A 17,944-nucleotide genomic window follows, 5' to 3' on the forward strand; every position below is an offset into this window, starting at 1 on the left:
CAGCGGGCAGCGGGCCAAAGATGCACCACCCCGCCCGTGCCAAGGGCGGGGCGGCCACGGGCGGGGCGGCGCCGGGTGGAGCGGCGCCGGGTGGAGCGGCGCCGGGTGGAGCGGCGCCGGGTGGAGCGGCGCCGGGTGGGGCGGCGCCGGGTGGGGCGGCGCCGGGTGGGGCGGCGCCTTCCCCGACCGCCCCGCCCGCATCACAACCACCCCTAGCCCCTCCTGGCCAGGAGGGGGACTGCCGCCGCTCCCGGTTAACGGCGGCCTCGCCTCTCACCACCCCGCCCATGTCTAAACGGGGTGGGGCGGAACAAAGCGGGCGCCACCCCGCCCGCGCTTCTCCCTTCTCCCTTCTCCCTTCTCCCTTCTCCCTTGGGCGGGGCGGGGCAGAACAAACGGGCGGGGGGCGCATAGTCAGCCGCCGCCCCCGTTGTTGACGGCCGCCCCGCCCGCCGCCATGCCAGAGCTCCCGCGCCGCCGCACCGCCCTCGTTGCCTGCCTGCTCGTCGCGCTCGCCGGGTGCGCCACGTCGGGCGCCCCGGTCGGCTCGCGGCTCCCGGACGCGGCGGCCCACGCGGAGGCGGACGGGCTGGCCCCGTTCGACACGACGGCCCTCAACTTCCTCGTCGTCGGGGACTGGGGCCGGAACGGGTTCTTCAACCAGCGCGAGGTGGCCCGCGGGATGGGCGAGATCGGCGGCCCGATCCGGAGCCGGTTCACGATCTCGACCGGCGACAACTTCTACACGTCCGGCGTGTCGTCGACGAACGACGTGCGGTGGGAGCGGTCGTTCGAGGACATCTACACGGCGCCCGCGCTCCAGAGCCGGTGGTACGCCGTACTCGGCAACCACGACTGGCAGGGGAACGTGCCGGCCCAGATCGCCTACACCCGCCGGAGCGACCGCTGGTACATGCCGGCCCAGTACTACGCCGAGGAGATGACGCTCGGCGACGACTCGACGCGCGCGCTGTTCGTGTTCCTCGACACCAACCCGCTCGCCTACCCGCCCGAGGACCGGCGGCGGTACAGCTCGACCGGCGACTGGGACCCCGAGGGCCAAATCGCGTGGCTCGAGCGAACCCTGGCCGCCTCCGACGCGCCGTGGAAGATCGTCGTCGGCCACCACCCGATCTACGTCGGGTCGACGAGCTACAGCGACAACCCGCGGCTGGTCGACTCGCTCGTCCCGCTGTTCGAGCGGCACGGGGTCCAGGCGTACTTCGCCGGCCACGACCACAATCTCCAGCACCACCGCCCGCCGGGCTCGAACGTCGACTACTTCGTGTCCGGCGCGGGGTCGCTCACGCGCGAGGTGATCCAGACGCCGAACACGCTGTTCGCGCTCCGCACGCCGGGCTTCATGGCCGTCTCGCTGACGGCCGACGTCATGGCCGTCCACGCCCACGACGCGGACGGCCGCCTCGTCTACCGCGCCGACGTCCCGCGCCGCCGCGGCGCGCGCCTCCCGCTCCCGTTCGGGATCTCCAGCGAACCGAGCGGGGGCGACTAGCCTCTGGGCACGGGCGGGGCGGTCCGCGCCTCCGCCCCGCCCACCAAGGGCAAGGCGAGGGCGGGGTGGCGCCCGGGGGCACGCCGCCCCGCCCTACGCGGCGGCCGGGGCGCCGGTGCGGGCGCGGACGGCCTTCTCGATCGTCGCCGCCAGGAAGCGCGGGGCGACGGGCTTGGCGAGGTAGTCGTCGCACCCGGCGTCCAGGCACCGCTGGCGGTCGCCCTCCATCGCGTTGGCCGTGAGCGCGACGACGGCCGGCGCCGGGTGCGGCCCAGGGTCCGACCGGATGGCGCGCGTGGCCTCCAGCCCGCCCATCACCGGCATCATGATGTCCATGAGCACCACGTCGTAGGGCTGGCGGCGAACGGCCTCGACGGCTTGCGCGCCGTCCGAGACCACGTCCGGGCGGTAGCCCAGGCGGCGCAGCGTGAGCAGGGCCACCTTCTGGTTGACCGGGTTGTCCTCGGCGAGCAGGAGCCGCGCCGCCGGCAGGATCGCGTCCGCCGACATAACGACGGCCTGGGACGGCGGCGGCGGTCCGTCCGCGGCCTCCTCCCCGCCCTCTGCGGGCGGGGCGGGCGCGGGCGGGGCGACGGCCGGCTCAGGCTGCTCGGAGGCGGGGCGGGACACCCACGCGGCCGAGTCGGGCGGGGCGGCGTCGGCGCGCTCGGCGGGCGCGTCCGCAGAGACGCGGACGGCGACGGTGAAGCGGAACACGGAGCCCTCGCCGGGCACCGACTCCGCGGTCAGCTCGCCGCCCATCATCTGGACGAGCCGGCGGCAGATCGCGAGGCCCAGGCCGGTCCCCCCGTGCGTCCGCGCCGTCGACGGGTCGGCCTGCGTGAAGCGCTCGAAGACGGCGTCCAGGCGGTCCGGGGCGATCCCGACGCCCGTGTCCTCGACCTCGAACGCGAGGGCGGGCGGGCCGCCCGCCGGCGCCATCCGGGCGCGGACGCATACGGAGCCCTCCGCCGTGAACTTGACGGCGTTCGAGAGCAGGTTGACGAGCACCTGCTGCACGCGCGTCGCGTCGCCGCCGACGGCCTCGGGCACGTCGTCCGCCACCTCCGACGTCAGGTGGAGGCCCTTGGCGGCCCCCTGCTGCGCGACCATGCTCAGCGCCTCCTTAACGGCGCGGCGCGCGCTGAACGGCCGGTCTTCGAGCTCGAGGAGTCCGGCCTCGACCTTCGAGAAGTCGAGGATGTCGTTGATGATGGTGAGGAGCGCGTCGCTCGACGTGCGGACCGTGTCGACAAAGTCGCGCTGCTCGTCGTCCAGGTCGGTGTCCAGGAGCAGCGTCGTCATGCCCGTCACGCCGTTCATGAGCGTGCGGATTTCGTGGCTCGTCGTGGCCAGGAACTCGCTGTTGGCGCGGGCCGCCGCCTCGGCCGCCCGCTTGTCGTCGAGGAGTTGGGCCTCGGCCGCCTTCTGCGCCGTCACGTCGCGCGAGACGGCGACGAGCCCGACGACGGCGCCGGCCGCGTCGCGCACGGGGACGCGCGTGGTGAGGCGGACGCGCCCGGACGGCCCGGACTCCTCCTGGTCCACCGGCTCGCCGGCGCGCATGACGGCGTCGGCGGCCCGCCACTGCGGGGCGGGGAGGGTCCGGCCGGAGCCGCCCTCGCGGGTGCCCGCCCGGTTCCGCAGGACGACCTGGCCCGATCGGTCGACGGCGACGACGGGGTCGGGCACGGCGTCGACGACCGTGCGGAGCACGCGCTGCCGGCCCTCGGCGGCCGCGAGCGCGGCCTTGGCCGCCTGCGCCGGCCGCGCGTCGCGGACGCACACGCCAAACAGCGCCCGCCCCGCCCCGAGTTGGACGGAGACGTCGGCGGGGATCTGGGTGCCGTCGGCGCAGACGACCATCCGCCGGTCCGCCGCGGGCGCTCCGGCGTCACCGGACGGGCGGAGCCGGGCGCGGTGGGCGTCGCGGTCGCCGGGCGCGAACAGGGTCTCGGCCAGGGCGGCGCCGGCGAGCGCGTCGGGGTCGTACCCGAGGAGCGTCCGGGCGGCCCGGTTCGCCACCTGCACCCGGTCCTCGGTGTCGACCACGAAGACGGCGTCGGGGACCGCGTCGAAGGCCGCCGCGAGCAAGTCGCCTGAGTCGTCCGCTGGCTCCTCCGAACCGGCCGGCTCCTCAGGCACGTCCGCGGTCCCGCGGAAGCGGCCGGTGACGCGCCGCAGCCAGGACTCGGGCGCCGCCGCGAGGGCCGCGAGCACGGCCGGAGCGGCCGCGTCCGCTCCGACGTGCAGGGCGACCCACAGGCCGAGCAGCCCGACGACGAGGGCGACGCCGCGGGTCGGCTCGTCGGCCGTGGGCGGGGCGGTCGGCGCGTCGGCGGGCGGGCGGCGCTGCGAAGGGATCGGCATAGGGGGATCGAGACGTTGCACCTGGGTATCGGCCGGGGGCGGCCGGGGTTAAACGCCCGTCTTGTTTATGGGGCGCGACCGCCCGGCCGATTCCGTTTGACTACGACCTGCGCCACCGCGGTAGTTTTCTCCCCCGATGGAGCGCCCCCCGGTCCCCACCCGTTTATGCCCCTGGTTTACGCCGCCGTCGCGGTTCTCGTCGCCGCCCTCTGGAGCGCACCCGTCGCGCCGGGCCTCGCGCCCGCCCCGCCCCGCCCGGCCGCCGCGCCGTGGGCCGAGGCCCGTCCGCTCGCCCGGCTAGACACGTTGTCGCTGGAGGCGACCGTCGGGCAACTCGTGGCCGTCCGCGCGGCGGGCACCAACGTCGCCGCGCTCGCGCGGGCGGGGCGGGTTGGCCGCGTCGTCGTCAACGAGCGCGACCTGGGGCGCCACCTCGACGCCCTCCGCGCGTGGCAGGACGGGGCGGCCGTTCCGGTCCTCGTCGCTACGGAGGCGGCGGGCGGGGCGGTCGGGCTGGGGCTGAGCGAGACGCCGCGGTTCCCGCCGGCACTGGCCTACGGAGCCGCCGACCGCCCGGACCTCACCTACCTCACCGGGCGGGCGCTCGCCGACGTGGCGCGCGTCGTCGGCGTTCAGTCGCCCGGAGTCCCGCTCGGCGCGGGCGCGTCGCCGTTCGGCGACGGCTCTGCCGACCGCTCGGGCCTCGCCGTCGCGCTCGCGCGCGGCCTCCGCGACGGCCAGACGATCCCGTCGGCCGACGTGCAGGCCGCGGACCTCGACGCGGGGCGGGGCGGCGACCTCGACGCGCTCCTCGGCGCCGGGCTCATGGAGGTCCGCCTGACACCGGCGCCGGCGTCGACGCAGGCCGCGCTCGCCGCGGCCGTCCGCGGGCTCCGCGAGGGGCGCGGGTTCGCCGGCCTCGTCGTCGTCGACGTCGAGGGCCGCGACTCGCTCGCCGTCGCCGCCGTCGCGGCCGGGGCCGACCAGGTTCTCACCGCCCGCCCCGCCCCGCTCGCCCGCCAGATCGCCGCGGCCGTTCGGGCGGGGCGGCTGGACCGCGCCCGGCTGGACCGCGGGGCCGAGCGCGTGCTCCGGGCCAAGGCGTGGGCCGGCCTCGCCGCCCCGCCCCCGCGCCGCGCCGGCGAGGGCGGGGCGGGCGGCCTCCGCGTGTCGCCGTGGCGGCCGCCGTCGGCGGCGCTGCTCCACCGGGCCGGGCTCCTGAGCGGGGAGGTGGCGCGGCGGTCGATCGCCGTCGTCGAGGACGGGCGCGGGCCGATCCCCGTGGTCGGCGCGGCCGTGCCCGAGCGCGTGGTCGTGGTGACGCTCGACGCCGGGGCCGCCCCGCCCCCGTTCGCGGACGCCGTGGGCGGCGCGCTCGCCGTCCGGTCGTCGCACCGGCTGGCGCTGGGCGCCCCGGACTCGGCCTACGCCGCGGCCGCCGAGATCGCCGTCGCGGCCGCCGAGCGGGCCGACCTCGTCGTGCTCGGCGCGTTCGCCGACGGCGGCGAGCTGCCGCCCCGCCACCGAGCGGTCGCCGAACGCCTGCTGCGGGGCGGGGCGCCGGTCGCGGTCGCCGCGTTCGGGCCGCCGTCGCTCCTCGTGGGTCTCCCCCGCCCCGCCGCGCTCGTCGCGGCCTGGGACGACTCGGCGCCGGCGCAGCGGGCGGCCGCCGAGGCGGTAGCCGGGCAGATCGCCGTTGCGGGCCGGCTGCCCGTCTCGGTCGCTGGGCTCTACGCTGCCGGCGACGGCGCCCGGCTCCCCCAGCAGCGGCTCCGGCCGGGCACGCCCGAGGAGGCCGGCCTCGACGCCGACGCCGCCCGCCGCCTGGACGACGCCGTCGAGGCGGCGCTCGCGCGGAGCGCCTTCCCGGGCGCGGCCGTCGCCGTGGGCCGCGACGGCGTGCTCGTCCGCCTCCGCGGCTACGGGCGGCTCACGCCGGGCGGGGCGGCGGCCACGGAGCAGACGCCCTACGACCTCGCCTCGCTCACGAAGGTGGTCGGCACGACGGCCGCCGTCATGCGGCTCGTCGAGTCGGGCGACCTCGACCTCGACGCGCGCGTGTCGACGTACGTCCCGGCGTTCCGGCCCGAGGGCGGGGCGGCCGTGACGGTCCGCCAGCTCCTCACGCACGCGGCCGGGCAGCGCCCGTTCTACCCGTTCTACGCCCGCGGCATCCTCGACCGCGCCGGCGTGCTCGACTTCGTCTACACCGACACGCTGCGCTACCGGCCGGGCTCGAAGTCGGTCTACAGCGACTTCGACATGATCGTGCTCGGCGAGGTGATCGAGGCCGTGACGGGCGAGCCGCTCGACCGGCACCTCCAGCGGGCCGTGTTCGGGCCGCTCGGGATGGACGCGACCGGCTTCCGCCGGCCGGGCGCCGTCGACCGCGCGGCGGCCCCGACCGAGGTCGACGGCGTGTGGCGCGAGCGGACGCTCCAGGGCGAGGTCCACGACGAGGCCGCCTCGGTCATGGGCGGGGTGGCGGGCCACGCCGGCCTGTTCTCGACGGCCGAAGACATGGCCCGGTTCGCGTTCCTGCTCGCGAGCGGCGGCGAGGCCAACGGGGCGCGGCTGTTCCGGCGGACGACGCTCGACGCGTTCACCGAGCGCGCGCCGGTCCGCGGGCGCTACGCGATGGGGCTCGGGTGGATGCTCCGGCCCCGGGGCGGCGGCGCCTCGTCGTCGGGGAGCCGGTTCGGCCCGCGCTCGTTCGGGCACACCGGCTTCACCGGCACCTCGATCTGGGTCGACCCCGACGAGGACCTGTTCGTCGTTCTCCTGACCAACCGCGTGCACCCGACGCGCCGGACGCGCGGCATCCGCGAGGCCCGCGCCGCGCTCGCCGACGCCGTGGCCGGCGCGGTCGCCGCCCCTCCCGGCGAGCCCGCGCGCGCCTGGGGCTTCGGCCCCGTCCCCGCGGACCTCTAGAGCCCGCGGCTCCGTCCCCCACCCCGCCCGCGCGACGCGCAGGCCCTCCCCCCGCTCCCGCCATGCCCACGTACGAGTACCGCCGCCCCGACGGCACCACCTTCGAGGCGTTCCAGAAGATCTCGGCCGCCCCGCTCACCCACGACCCCGAGACGGGCGAGCCGGTCACGCGCGTGATCTCGGGAGGGGCGGGCCTCCAGTTCAAGGGCGACGGGTTCTACGAGACCGACTACGTCCGCAAAAAGGGCGCCCCGAACCCGTCGGAGTCGAAGGGCGAGACGTCCGAGGGCGGGGCGGACAAGAAGGCGGACGACGCGCCGAAAAAGGCGAAGAAGGCCGAGACGACGTCGACCGCGAAGGCGGACGACTAAGATTCGGTTTGGCAGAGGTTCTCCTTCCCCCACCGGGGGAGCAGGGCTGTTAAGTTCTGAGGATCGCGAGCATCGTCCCCACCCGGTTCGCTAGCCGAGACCGCGCCGCCGTCGGCGACCACTCCCCGTTGTGGCGGAGCACCGACAGCGTGGCGCCCCGGATCAGCGACAGCACCGCCGCGCCCGCCTTCGAGCGCACGCCGCCTGCGTCCTCGTTCTGCAGCGCGTCCTTGCACCAGTGCAGCCGGTTCTCGACGTGCCAGTGCCACCGGATCACCTCGCCGAGCACGGCGGCCCCGTCGGTCCGGCTCGTCACGTACAGCCCAGTCCGCTCGTACGCCCCGCCGTCGCGCGCGCCCGAACGTGTCACCCGCACCACCCGGCCTATGTCGGGCCAGTCGCCACGCCACGCCGGCGGGGCGTAGACCTCGACGACACGCCGGACCACGCGGCCCCGCGTCCGCTCGGTCGTGTCGCTCACCGACAGCGGGTCGCCGACGGTCTGCGCCTCGCACTCGGCGTAGAGCCGGGGCGCGTTCCGCTTCAGCTTGACGAGCCACTCGCCGCCGGCGTCCCGGACGCTGCCGAGCGTTTTTTTGTGCAGTGGAGCGCGTCGAGCGTCACCGTCGTGCCGCGCAAGTCGAGGGCCGCCGCGAGGTCGGCGACGAGGTCCTGGGCGGCCGCGACCTCGCTCGTGTCGCCGTTACGGTAGGCCGTCGCCGAGGCGACGATGCCGGAGCGGACGCCGTAGGCGGAGACGAGGGCCACGAAGTCCTGCTCGGTCGTCGGCCGGCCGTCGGCGTCGTGGCCGGAGACGGTCGAGCGGACGGCCTTGGCGTCGACGGCGAGGACCTCGCCGTCGGGGAGCCGGGCGGTGGCCCAGGCCCGGAAGGCGGCGGAGAGGGCGGCGGGGTCGACGGCCTGGAGCACGGCCCGGACGGTGACGTGGGACGGGAGCGCGTGGCGGGCGAAGCCGAGGTGCTCGCGGAGCGCGTCGGCGTTGTCGCGGAGGAAGCGGCTGATGGGCCGGTAGCCGTGGTGGCCGCTCATCGTGGCCATGACGGCGCCTGCGAGGATGGCGTGGAGCGGGTGGCGGAGCCCCTGGGGGCGTCGCGGGTCAGGGACCGTGGCGAGGTGGTCGAGGAGGGTCATGCACAGAACTTACCAGCCCTGCACCGGGGGAGGGCTGGGGAGGGGGACGGGCATCGGAGCGGCCGCCGAGGGCGGGGCGGTCGCCCCAGGTCCCCCCTGGCTGCGCCGACCTGGCGGTTCTCGACCTCCCCCCGCTGACGGGAGGGGATTCGGAGCCGGTGACCAAACCGTTCCTGAGCGCGCCGCCTGGGCCGCCACCCCGCCCAGGCACCCGCCCCGCCCGCTACGGCACCCGCCCCGCCCGCCACGCCGCCCGCGCGGCCCGCCAGGCGTCCTCGTAGCGGCGGTCGCGGCGGAGCGTGAGCACGTCGAACGGCGAGCCGCCGCCGGCCCGCCCTGCGGTCCGGTCGAAGACGACCTGGGGCGGGGCGGTCTCGCCGCGCCGGTACGTCCACGTCTCGGTGGTCGCGGTCGCCGCGACGGCGTCGGGCGGCCCGAACACGACGTAAACCAGGCCGGGGTCGGTGGCCCACCCCGCCTTCTGGTTGCTGAAGAGCCGGTTGGCCTCCTCGACGCGGCCGTAGAACGCGCGGAGCGCCTCGGCGGCCCGGCCGCGGTCGTCGACGTGGGCGCCCCAGAAGGCGTCGAACGTCCGCTGGCCGCCCCGCCCGAGCGCCTCCGTCTCGCCCGCGTCGGCGAGGTAGACGAGCGGGGCGATGAGGTCGCCGCGGCGCGTGACGAGCGGGAAGTCTCGCCGCCGCACGACGACCCGCCGCGAGACCGTCGCGAGCATCTGCCCCGCCGCCCCCCGCAGCTCCAGCCGGACGCCATAGACGCCCGGCGCGAGGGCGGGGAGGTCCACGCCGACCGCCGACACGCCAGCTGGCACGGCCTGCTCCACGGCGGCGACGGTGTCGGCCGCGCCCACGTTGACGCCTCGGGCTGCTAGCGACGTCGGGGGCGTCGTGGCCCCGGACGGGGGCGCCGCGACGGTCGTATCGGCCTCGAAGCGGACGACGGACGCGGCGAGCGACGAGCCCTCGGGGGCCGCCGCCTGGACCACGACGCGGACGGAGTCGAGCCGCGCCGGCACGCGGAGGGCGTCGAGCGGCCGGCCGCTCGCCCCCACGAGGCGCGGCCCGCTCAGCCACGCGCGATCGCGGGCCGGCCGGACCGTCACGGCCTCGGCGCGGCGGGCCGTCCGGTCGGCGCCCACGTCCGTGACCGTCGCCTCGACGCGGTACGCGCCGGGCGCCACCTCGACGCGCTCGGTCCGCACGTGAGGCGGGGCGGCGCGGGCGGCCTCGGCGCTCGCCACGCGCACCGTGTCGACGCCGCGGACGAACTCGCTCCGCCCCGCCCCGCCCACGCGCAGCGTCCACTCGGCGACGGCCTCCAGCGAGTCGCGGGCGGGGCGGTAGGTGAGCGACGCCGGGTAGACCGTGAGCACGGCGTCGACGCCGGTCGAGCCGTCGCGGACCGCCGCCACGGCGTCGAAGGCGATGTCGGGTGCGCCCGCCTGGTAGGCCCGCGCGGAGCCGTCCAGCCGGGCGCCGCCGCCGCACCCGGCCAGGAGCGCGAGGGCGAGCGCCCCGCCCCAGAGCCGCCCGGGGCGGGGCGTCATCCGGCGCGGCGGGCGCCGGCGTCGTCGGCCGCCGCGACGATCTGGGCAAAGTCCGAGGCGTCGAGGCTGGCCCCGCCCACGAGCGCGCCGTCGAGGTCGGGCTGCGCGAACAGGTCGGCGGCGTTGCCCGGCTTCACGCTGCCCCCGTAGAGCAGGGCCACGCCCCGCCCCGCCCCGTCGAACCGCTCGGCGAGGCGGGCGCGGACGGCGGCGTGCACCGCCTGCGCCTGCTCCGGCGACGCCGTCCGCCCCGTCCCGATCGCCCAAACGGGCTCGTAGGCCACGACGAGCCGGTCCGCCGATGCCAGCTCGACGCCGTCGAGCGAGGCGTCGAGCTGGGCGAGGACCGTCGCCTCGGCGTCGCCCGCGTCGCGCTCCTCCAGCGTCTCGCCCACGCACAGGATGGGGACGAGCCCGGCCCCCATCGCCGCCCGCACCTTTTCGGCCACGAACGCGCTCGTCTCGCCGAACAGCTGCCGCCGCTCCGAGTGGCCGACGACCACGAGATCCACGCCCAGCGCCGCGAGCATGGGCGGGGCGGTCTCGCCCGTGAACGCGCCCTCGGGCGCCGGGTGCACGTTCTGCGCGCCCAGGCGCACGCGGCTCCCGCGCACGCGCTCGGCCACGGCGTCGAGCCACACGGTCGGCGGGCACACGCCGACGCCCGACGCCGCCCCGCCCGTCTCGCGCACCACGTCGGACGCGAGGCGGACGGCGCCGTCGAGGTCCGTGTTCATCTTCCAGTTTCCAACGACGAGCATAGCAGAGGGGCAGCCGGGGGGCGGGGCGGAGAGCGGCGGGTACGCGCGGACGCGGGCCGTGGTTTGCGGACGGCGCTAGTGCCGCTTCAAGCGGTCTCTGACAGATCCGCCTCGGCCGGTTGTGTGTTCCGTGTTGCGTATCGGACTTCAGGACACGCACCACGCGATACGCAACACGTCGCCAGCCCGACAGAATGGCCGTGACGCTGCACTAGAGGTCGAAGGCCTCCACCTTGCCGAGGATCTCGGCCGCGTGGCGGTCCGTCTTCGGGCGCTTAAACACGTGGCGGACCACGCCGTCCGGGCCGATCAGGAACGTGCTCCGCTTGACGCCGACGCTTTTGCGGCCGTAGAGCGTCTTCTCGCCCCACGCGCCGTAGGCCTCGAGGATCTCGTGGTCCGGGTCGGCCAGGAGCGGGAACGGGAGTCCGTGGTTCTCCGCGAACGCCGCGTGGCTCTCGACCGAGTCCGGCGACACGCCGACCACGGCGACGCCGGCCGCCTCCAGGTCGGCCCAGCCGTCGCGGAGCGCGCACGCCTGCTTGGTGCAGCCGGGCGTCTCGTCCTTGGGGTAGAAGTAGAGCGCGAGCGTGCGCCCGGCGAAGTCGCTCAGGCGCAGCGTGTCGCCGGCCTGCGTCGTGCCCTCGAAGGGCGGGGCGGGCTGGCCGGGCTGCACGCCAGCGGGGGCGGGGCGGTCGGACATGGGGAGCCGTTGGAGGCGGCCGCCCCGCCCTCGTGGCGGGCGGGGCGGCCTGGGTGGTGGAGAGAAAGGGGACAGCGACCTGCCCCGCCGGCCTAATCGGGAAGGCGGAGGTCGAGGGCGCGGACGGCGTCGAGCGCGGCGTGGGCCGTGAGGTCGAAGTGGAGCGGCGTGACGGAGACGTAGCCGGCGGCGACGGCCGCGAGGTCGGTGTCGTCGCCGCCGTCGAGGTCAACGAACCGGCCGCCGAGCCAGTAGTACGGGCGGTCGAACGGGTCGCGGCGCTCCTCGAACTCCTCCTCCCACCGCGACCGCGCCTGCCGCGTCACGCGGAGCCCGGCGAGCTCGCCACGCGGGCGGTCGGGGACGTTCACGTTGAGGAGCACGTTCGGCGGGAGCCCGTCGGCCAGCACGCGCTCGGCGAGCGCCCGCGCCACGCGCCCGGCGTCCTCGAAGTCCGCCGGCCGCCACGCGTCGTGCGACACGGCCATCGAGGGCACGCCCAGGATCGCCGCCTCCGTCGCCGCGCTGACGGTCCCCGAGTAGAGCACGTTGACCGCCGTGTTCGGCCCGTGGTTGATGCCCGAGACGACGAGGTCGGGCCGCCGGGGGAGCAGCTTCTGCACCGCGATCTTGACGCAGTCGGCCGGCGTGCCCGTGATGGCCCGCGCCCAGACCGCCCCGCTCGGCCCGTCGAACGGCGTCACGTGCGACCGCATCGGGTCGCGGACGGTGATCGCGTGGCCGACCGCGCTCTGCTCCTCGAACGGGGCCACGACGGCCAGCGTGCCGACCCCGTCGAGCGCGGCCGCGAGCGCGGCGATGCCGGCCGCGTCGATCCCGTCGTCGTTCGAGAGCAGCACGAGCGGCCGGTCGGCGGGGGCGTCGAGCGGGGTGGAGGTCGTCACGCGGGCGGGGCGGAGTGGGGCCGGAAGGTCGCCCCGCCCCACCCCGCCGGGTTGAACGCGCCCGGAAGTTTGCCAGTGGGCAGCGGGCGCGACATACGCCGCCCCGCCCACGACGCGAGGGCGGGGCGGTCGTCGTAGCGGCGTTGCATGCAACGCCGTCGGGCCGCAGCACGGGCGGGGCGGCGGGCGTAGGGGCGACCGGCGGTTGTCCGTCGGCGGGCATGACGGACCCGATTCGTAGGGACACCACGCGTGGTGTCCGCATTCGCCCGGCGGCGCACCACGCCACGGGCGGGGTGGCCACGGTCGGGGCGGCGCCTGCCCAGGCCGCCCCGCCCGCAGCGACAACCACCCCTAGCCCCTCTTGGCTGCGCCGACGCTACGCGGTGGCCAGGAGGGGAACTGCCGCCGCCCTGACTCACCCCCGGCGTCCGTCTCCGACCACCACGCCCTCGTCTGCCGCGTGGGCGGGGCGGAACAAAACCGGCACCACCCCGCCCGCGCCCCAGTCCCCAGTCCCCAGTCCCCAGTCCCCAGTCCCCAGTCCCCAGTCCCCAGTCCCCAGTCCCCAGTCCCCAGTCCCCAGTCCTCAGTAGCTCTCGTCGGCGCTCGGGAAGGCGCCCGCGCGGACGTCGGTGACGTAGCGGCCGACGGCGCCCGTGACCGTCTCGGCGAGGTCGGCGTAGTGGCGGACGAACCGGGGGTTGAAGTCCTGCGTGAGCCCGAGGAGGTCGTGCGTGACGAGGACCTGCCCGCTGCACCCCGCCCCGGCGCCGATCCCGATCGTCGGGACCGTCAGGCTCTGCGTGAGCTCGGCCGCGAGGGCCGCCGGGATCTTCTCGAGCACGACCCCGAACACGCCCGCCCGCTCCAGCTTCAGGACGTCCTCGCGGAGCGTTACGGCCTCGTCCTCGTCGCGCGCGCGCACCTTGTAGGTCCCGAACTTGTAGATGCTCTGCGGCGTGAGCCCGAGGTGGCCCATGACCGGGATGCCCGCGTCGATGATCCGGCGCACCGAGCCCACGACCGCCGCCCCGCCCTCGAGCTTGACCGCGTGCGCGCCCGTCTCCTTCATCACGCGGATGGCCGAGCGGAGCGCCTCGCGGCTCGACCCCTGGTAGGACCCGAACGGGAGGTCGACGACCACGAGCGCCCGCTGGACGCCGCGCACCACGCACTGGGCGTGGTAGATCATGTGGTCGAGCGTGATCGGGAGCGTCGTCTCGTGGCCCGCCATCACGTTCGACGCCGAGTCGCCCACGAGGAGCACGTCGACGCCCGCCGCGTCCAGGAGCCGGGCGCTCGTGTAGTCGTACGCCGTCAGCATGGCGACGGGCGTGCCCTCGGCGCGCATCTCCTGGAGCGTCTGCGTCGTCACGCGGCGGACTTCAGCGGCGGTGCCGACGGGGACGGTCTGGGTGCTCATAGTGGGGCGCGGGCGGGGTGGGCGAAAGGGTCCCGAGGATACGGCCGCCCCGCCCCGCCCGGAAGTCAGCAGAGCCCCCGCCCCGCCCATGCCCGCCGGTGGCGCGGGCGGGGCGGACACAAAAAAGGCGCCGCCCCCGAGGGAGCGGCGCCCGAGGCCAGAGGGCGGGGCGGCTAGCGACCGCCCGGGGCCTGCCCGCCCGGGACCTGCTGCCCGTCGACGGCGCCCGGCGTGGTCGGCTGGGCCTGCTGCTGGCGCGTGAGCGGCTCCGACTCCGGATCGACTCCGAGCCGCTCCATCACGGCCACGGTCAGGTCCTCGACGCGCGGGCTCCGGTAGAGGAAGACCGGCGCGTTGTTGGCGACCGTCGGGAGCACGAGGTCGAAGTTCTGGGCCTCGGCCTCGGCCGTGATCGCCTCGTCGACCTGCGTGAGCACGGGCTGGAGCAGACGAGCCTCGACGTAGCTGAGGTACTGGAGGCCCTCGGCCTCGGCCCGCTCGATCGAGCCCTGGAGCTGGGCCAGCTCCACCTGCCGCTCGCGGCGGGCGTCGTCGGTGGCGACGGCGCTCTGGGCGAACGTCTCGTAGTCGGCCACCTTCGTCTGGAGCTCCTGGCCGAGCGAGTCCTGGACAAACCGGACGCGCTGGCCGACGGCCTGCTGCTGCTGCTGGAGCTGGGTTTGGACGTCGGCGAACGCCGGCATCCGGATCACGATCTGGTCGGTGTCGACGTAGCCGACCTTGAACGCCTGAGCGGCGGCTGGCGGCGCGAACGCGCCGAGCGCGAGCACGGCGGCGAGGAGGGAAACGGTGCGGGTCATCGGGGTCATGGGGGGAGAGACAGTCCGGGGGGGAAGAAGCCGCTAGCGGCCGGGCGAGCCGACGCCCACGCCGAGCTCGTCGAGGACGCGGTCGGTGAGGTCGTTGGCGGGTGCGGCGAACAGGAAGAGGTAGTCGCCGTCGCGGTCGAACACGTAGTCGTAGCCGCCCTCGCTCGCGACGGCCTCGACGGCGGCCAGGAGCCGTTCTTGGGCGGGGCGGAGAAGCTGCTGTTGCTCGCGGAACAGCTCGCCCTCGGGGCCGAAGTACCGACGGCGGAGGGCGTCGACGGCTTGGCGGCGGTCGGCGAGCGCGGCCAGCGCGCGCTCACGCTCCTCGTCGGTGTAGAGGATCTCGCGGGCGGTAAACTCGGCGGCGGCCTCGTCGGCCTCGCGGGCCGACGCGTCGACCTCGGCCTGGTACCGCTCGCCGAGCCGGTCGACTTCCTGCTGGGCCGACTGGAATTCGGGCATCTGCTCCAAAATCACGGCCGAGTCGACGTGGCCCACCCTCTGCTGCGCGGCGGCGGCCGGCGCGAGCGCGAGGAGGACGAGCCCTACGAGCGGGATCTTCGGCATAGCGGGCGGGGCGGCCGGGCCTAGCGGCCGCCGAGCGAGAACTGGAACAGCCACTGTGGCTCGCGCAGCTGCCGCACGCCGTCTTCGATCTCGAAGACCGGGTCGATCTGGTAGCCGTAGCTGATGTCGACGGCCCCAACGATGGGGAGGAACAGCTTGGCCCCGACGCCGACCGAGCGGTACAGCTCCGACGGGTCGAAGTCGCTGAACCCGGCGTAGGTGTTGGCCGCGTCGGCGAAGAGGTACGGGGCGGCCGAAAGCTGGGGCGTCTGGAGCAGGAGGTACGAGAGCTCGGCCTCGTACTTGGTCAGGATCTGGCCGCCGACGGCGACCCCGTCGCGGTACGGGGTGATGGACTCGGCCGGGTAGCCGCGCAGGAACACGAGGTCGCGGCCGATCCCCTGCCCCACGCCGTTGGCCGAGCTGGCCTCCAGGAGCGTCCCGCCGACGAGGTAGCGCTGGAACCGGACGGGGTCGCCGGTGAGCGACCCGATGTAGCCGGCCCGGGTGGCCACGCTGGCCGAGAGCTTGCCCGCGACCGGGGTGTAGAAGGCGGCGTCGAAGTCCGTCTTGTGGTACTGGATCGACTCGCCGATGGGCGGGGCCACGGTAAAGCTCAGGTTGAGCGACGAGCCGGCGCGCGGGAAGGTCGGGTTGTCGAGCGCGTTGCGCGAGAGCGTCTGCGTCAGCGTGACCTCCTGGCTGAACCCCTCCGGGAGCCGCGTCCGCGTGCCCTCGCCGACGTCGTAGAGCCGGTAGCCGATCGACGTCCCCGTCTGGAAGTAGTCGTCGGGCCACTTCAGGCGCTGCCGGTAGAACACGTTGGCGCTGGCGAGGCCGAGGTCGTAGGTGGCGAAGTTGGAGTTGGAGTAGCTGAGCGAGAACCCGATGGGCGTGGGCCGGCCGCGGAACCACGGCTCGGTAAACGAGACCGAGTACCGCTGCGACCGCGTCCCGTAGGTCTGGACCTGGAGCGAGAGCTGCTGGCCGTCGCCGGTCGGGAGCCCGCCCTTGAACCCCTGGAGCAGGTTCTGGAGGCTGAAGTTGGTGAACGTGACGCGGGCCGTGAGGATGAGCCCGAGGTTGGCCCCGCCGTAGCCGCCGGAGAGCTCGAGCTGGTCCGACGACGTCTCCGAGAGGTTGTAGACGAGGTCGATCGTCCGGTCCTCGTCGTCGATCGCCGTCTCCGGCCCCTGGCCGAACGAGGCGGGGTCGAAGTAGTTGAGCGTCGAGAGCTCGCGGATGGACCGCTCGATGGCCTGGCGGCTGTAGGGCTGGCCCGGGACCGTCCGGATCTCGCGGCGGATGACGTGCTCCTTGGTCCGCGTGTTGCCGGCGATGCGGACGTCGCCGAACTCGTAGACCTCGCCCTCGAACACCTCGAACGCGAGGTCGAGCGAGTCGCCGGGCGCGACGGTGACCTCGGGCTGGACGTTGAACCGGAGGTAGCCGCGGTCGGCGTAGAGGCTCGAGACGTCGGTGTGGTCGGGGGCGTAGTACAGGTTGCGCTCGAGGAGCGTGCCGTTGTACGTGTCGCCGCGCTCGATGCCCAGGGCCAGCCGGAGCTGGTCGTCGGTGAACACGGTGTTCCCCTCGAAGGTCACGTCGCGGACGGCGTACTGCGGCCCCTCCTCGACCTCGACCTGAACGACAAGGTCGCGCGTGCCGTCCTCCGTCGGCTCAAAGAACACCGAGTCGCGGACGACGCGGGCGCCGTAGTAGCCGCGGTCGTTGTAGAAGCGGACGAGGCTGGCGAGGTCCTCCTCGAACGCGTCCTCGTCGAACGTCTCACGCTTCCAGAACCGCCACCACCGCTTTTCGGGCGTGTTCGCGAGCTGCTTGCGGAGCGTGCCGTCGGAGAACACGTCGTTCCCCTGGAACCGGATCGACGCGACCGCCACGCGCTCGCCCTTGTCCACGTTGTACGTGAGGGCCACGCGGCCGTCGGTGTCAGTCCGCTGCTGGACGTCGACCGTCGCGAGGCGGAACCCCTTGTTGCGGAGGTAGGACTCGATCTCCATCCGCCCCCGCTCGACGTCGGCGGGGCGGACGCTGCGGCCCCGGAGGAGCGGGATGGCGTCGGCGAGGTCGTCGCGCTCGCCGGACTTGACGCCCTCGATCGTGAACGACCCGAGCCGCGGCTGCTCGACGACGGAGACCGTGAGCGCGACCGCCCCGCCCTCGGCCTCGCCGGCCTCGACGGAGGCGTCGGAAAAGTTGCCGCGGGCGTAGAGGTTGCGGACGGCCTCGGCGAAGGCGGGGTCCCACGGGAGCTGGACGCGCATGCCCGGGCGGAGCCCGCTGACCTGGCGCGCGAGCGACTCGCTGTTCGCGTCGGCGGCCCCCTCGATGGTCACCTCGGTCACCTCGTAGGTCTGAGGCGCGGCCGAGGCCGGAGGAGCCGGGGTCTGGGCGCTCGCGGCGGGCGCCCCGAGGGCGGCGGCGAGGGCCGCCAGGCCGGCAAAGCGGGCGAGGAACGTGGTCGCGGTCGGACGGGGCATGCGGTCGAGCAGAGCGCGTGGGGCGGACCCGAGGGGCGGGCGTCGGAAGATATCGGGGCGTCCCCGAGGGACCGGCGCAGAGGCAGCGAAGACGGCGCTCTGGAGCGGCCCGGGTCGAACGGCACCTCCAATCCTTTATTGCAGCTGGGGACGCCGAGATGCCCCACCCCGCCCCCGAAAGCGGCGAGCGGCGAGCGGCGAGCGGCGAGCGGCGAGCGGCGAGCGGCGAGCGGCGAGCGGCGAGCGGCGAGCGGAAGATGCCCCACCCCGCCCTCGCAGCTCGCGGGCGGGGCGGCCGCTCAGCCAGAGCAAAGCACAGAGGTACAGGGTACTCGGTACGAGGTACGCGC

The 17,944-nt window shown here is 75.4% G+C and carries 13 protein-coding genes and 1 pseudogene; 3 read left to right on the forward strand and 11 right to left on the reverse strand.

The genetic code is table 11. The features are described from left to right. The first annotated feature begins 457 nt into the window (after positions 1 to 457). Positions 458 to 1,513, forward strand: coding sequence for a tartrate-resistant acid phosphatase type 5 family protein (locus tag RQM47_RS11275; RefSeq protein ID WP_314009001.1), 1,056 nt, complete (start codon positions 458 to 460; stop codon positions 1,511 to 1,513). A 93-nt stretch (positions 1,514 to 1,606) separates the two neighbouring features. On the opposite strand, the gene RQM47_RS11280 is transcribed toward RQM47_RS11275, so the two are convergent. Then, positions 1,607 to 3,883, reverse strand: coding sequence for an ATP-binding protein (locus RQM47_RS11280; RefSeq protein WP_311662919.1), 2,277 nt, complete (start codon positions 3,881 to 3,883; stop codon positions 1,607 to 1,609). 165 nt (positions 3,884 to 4,048) lie between these two features. Here RQM47_RS11280 and RQM47_RS11285 point away from each other — a divergent pair, with 165 nt between their 5' ends. Further along, complete coding sequence (locus tag RQM47_RS11285; protein WP_311662920.1) at positions 4,049 to 6,814, forward strand: serine hydrolase; 2,766 nt, start codon at positions 4,049 to 4,051, stop codon at positions 6,812 to 6,814. 62 nt (positions 6,815 to 6,876) lie between these two features. After that, a complete protein-coding gene (locus tag RQM47_RS11290; RefSeq protein ID WP_311662921.1) occupies positions 6,877 to 7,185 on the forward strand; it encodes a zinc ribbon domain-containing protein in 309 nt (102 codons plus the stop codon). Between the two features lie 49 nt (positions 7,186 to 7,234). On the opposite strand, the pseudogene RQM47_RS17455 reads toward RQM47_RS11290, so the two are convergent. The 10 genes and pseudogenes from RQM47_RS17455 to bamA form a co-directional block, all read right to left on the reverse strand. Continuing rightward, positions 7,235 to 8,337, reverse strand: a pseudogene (locus RQM47_RS17455) (ISAs1 family transposase). Between the two features lie 223 nt (positions 8,338 to 8,560). Beyond that, positions 8,561 to 9,901: a GWxTD domain-containing protein gene (locus RQM47_RS11305; RefSeq protein WP_311662923.1), complete on the reverse strand. Its 1,341-nt coding sequence runs from the start codon at positions 9,899 to 9,901 to the stop codon at positions 8,561 to 8,563. Next, complete coding sequence (tpiA, locus tag RQM47_RS11310) at positions 9,898 to 10,662, reverse strand: triose-phosphate isomerase (RefSeq protein ID WP_311662924.1); 765 nt, start codon at positions 10,660 to 10,662, stop codon at positions 9,898 to 9,900. Before tpiA ends, RQM47_RS11305 begins: the two co-directional genes overlap by 4 nt. Before the next feature lie 211 nt (positions 10,663 to 10,873). Continuing rightward, entirely contained in the window at positions 10,874 to 11,365 is a 492-nt protein-coding gene (gene bcp / locus RQM47_RS11315; protein WP_311662925.1) for a thioredoxin-dependent thiol peroxidase, read from the reverse strand. 92 nt (positions 11,366 to 11,457) lie between these two features. Beyond that, positions 11,458 to 12,270: a 5'/3'-nucleotidase SurE gene (gene surE, locus RQM47_RS11320; protein ID WP_311662926.1), complete on the reverse strand. Its 813-nt coding sequence runs from the start codon at positions 12,268 to 12,270 to the stop codon at positions 11,458 to 11,460. Then, positions 12,267 to 12,419: a hypothetical protein gene (locus RQM47_RS11325; RefSeq protein WP_311662927.1), complete on the reverse strand. Its 153-nt coding sequence runs from the start codon at positions 12,417 to 12,419 to the stop codon at positions 12,267 to 12,269. The genes surE and RQM47_RS11325 overlap by 4 nt, the downstream gene beginning before the upstream one ends. A gap of 440 nt (positions 12,420 to 12,859) precedes the next feature. Continuing rightward, positions 12,860 to 13,696, reverse strand: coding sequence for a 3-methyl-2-oxobutanoate hydroxymethyltransferase (panB, locus tag RQM47_RS11330; protein ID WP_311662928.1), 837 nt, complete (start codon positions 13,694 to 13,696; stop codon positions 12,860 to 12,862). A 173-nt stretch (positions 13,697 to 13,869) separates the two neighbouring features. Next, on the reverse strand, positions 13,870 to 14,517 hold the full coding sequence (locus RQM47_RS11335) for an OmpH family outer membrane protein (protein ID WP_311662929.1): 648 nt from the start codon (positions 14,515 to 14,517) through the stop codon (positions 13,870 to 13,872). Between the two features lie 42 nt (positions 14,518 to 14,559). Continuing rightward, complete coding sequence (locus tag RQM47_RS11340; protein ID WP_311662930.1) at positions 14,560 to 15,093, reverse strand: OmpH family outer membrane protein; 534 nt, start codon at positions 15,091 to 15,093, stop codon at positions 14,560 to 14,562. Between the two features lie 20 nt (positions 15,094 to 15,113). Beyond that, on the reverse strand, positions 15,114 to 17,594 hold the full coding sequence (gene bamA / locus RQM47_RS11345) for an outer membrane protein assembly factor BamA (protein ID WP_311662931.1): 2,481 nt from the start codon (positions 17,592 to 17,594) through the stop codon (positions 15,114 to 15,116). Between the last annotated feature and the right edge of the window lie 350 nt (positions 17,595 to 17,944).

This window comes from Rubrivirga sp. S365 (genome assembly GCF_032248475.1).
GTDB lineage: Bacteria > Bacteroidota > Rhodothermia > Rhodothermales > Rubricoccaceae > Rubrivirga > Rubrivirga litoralis.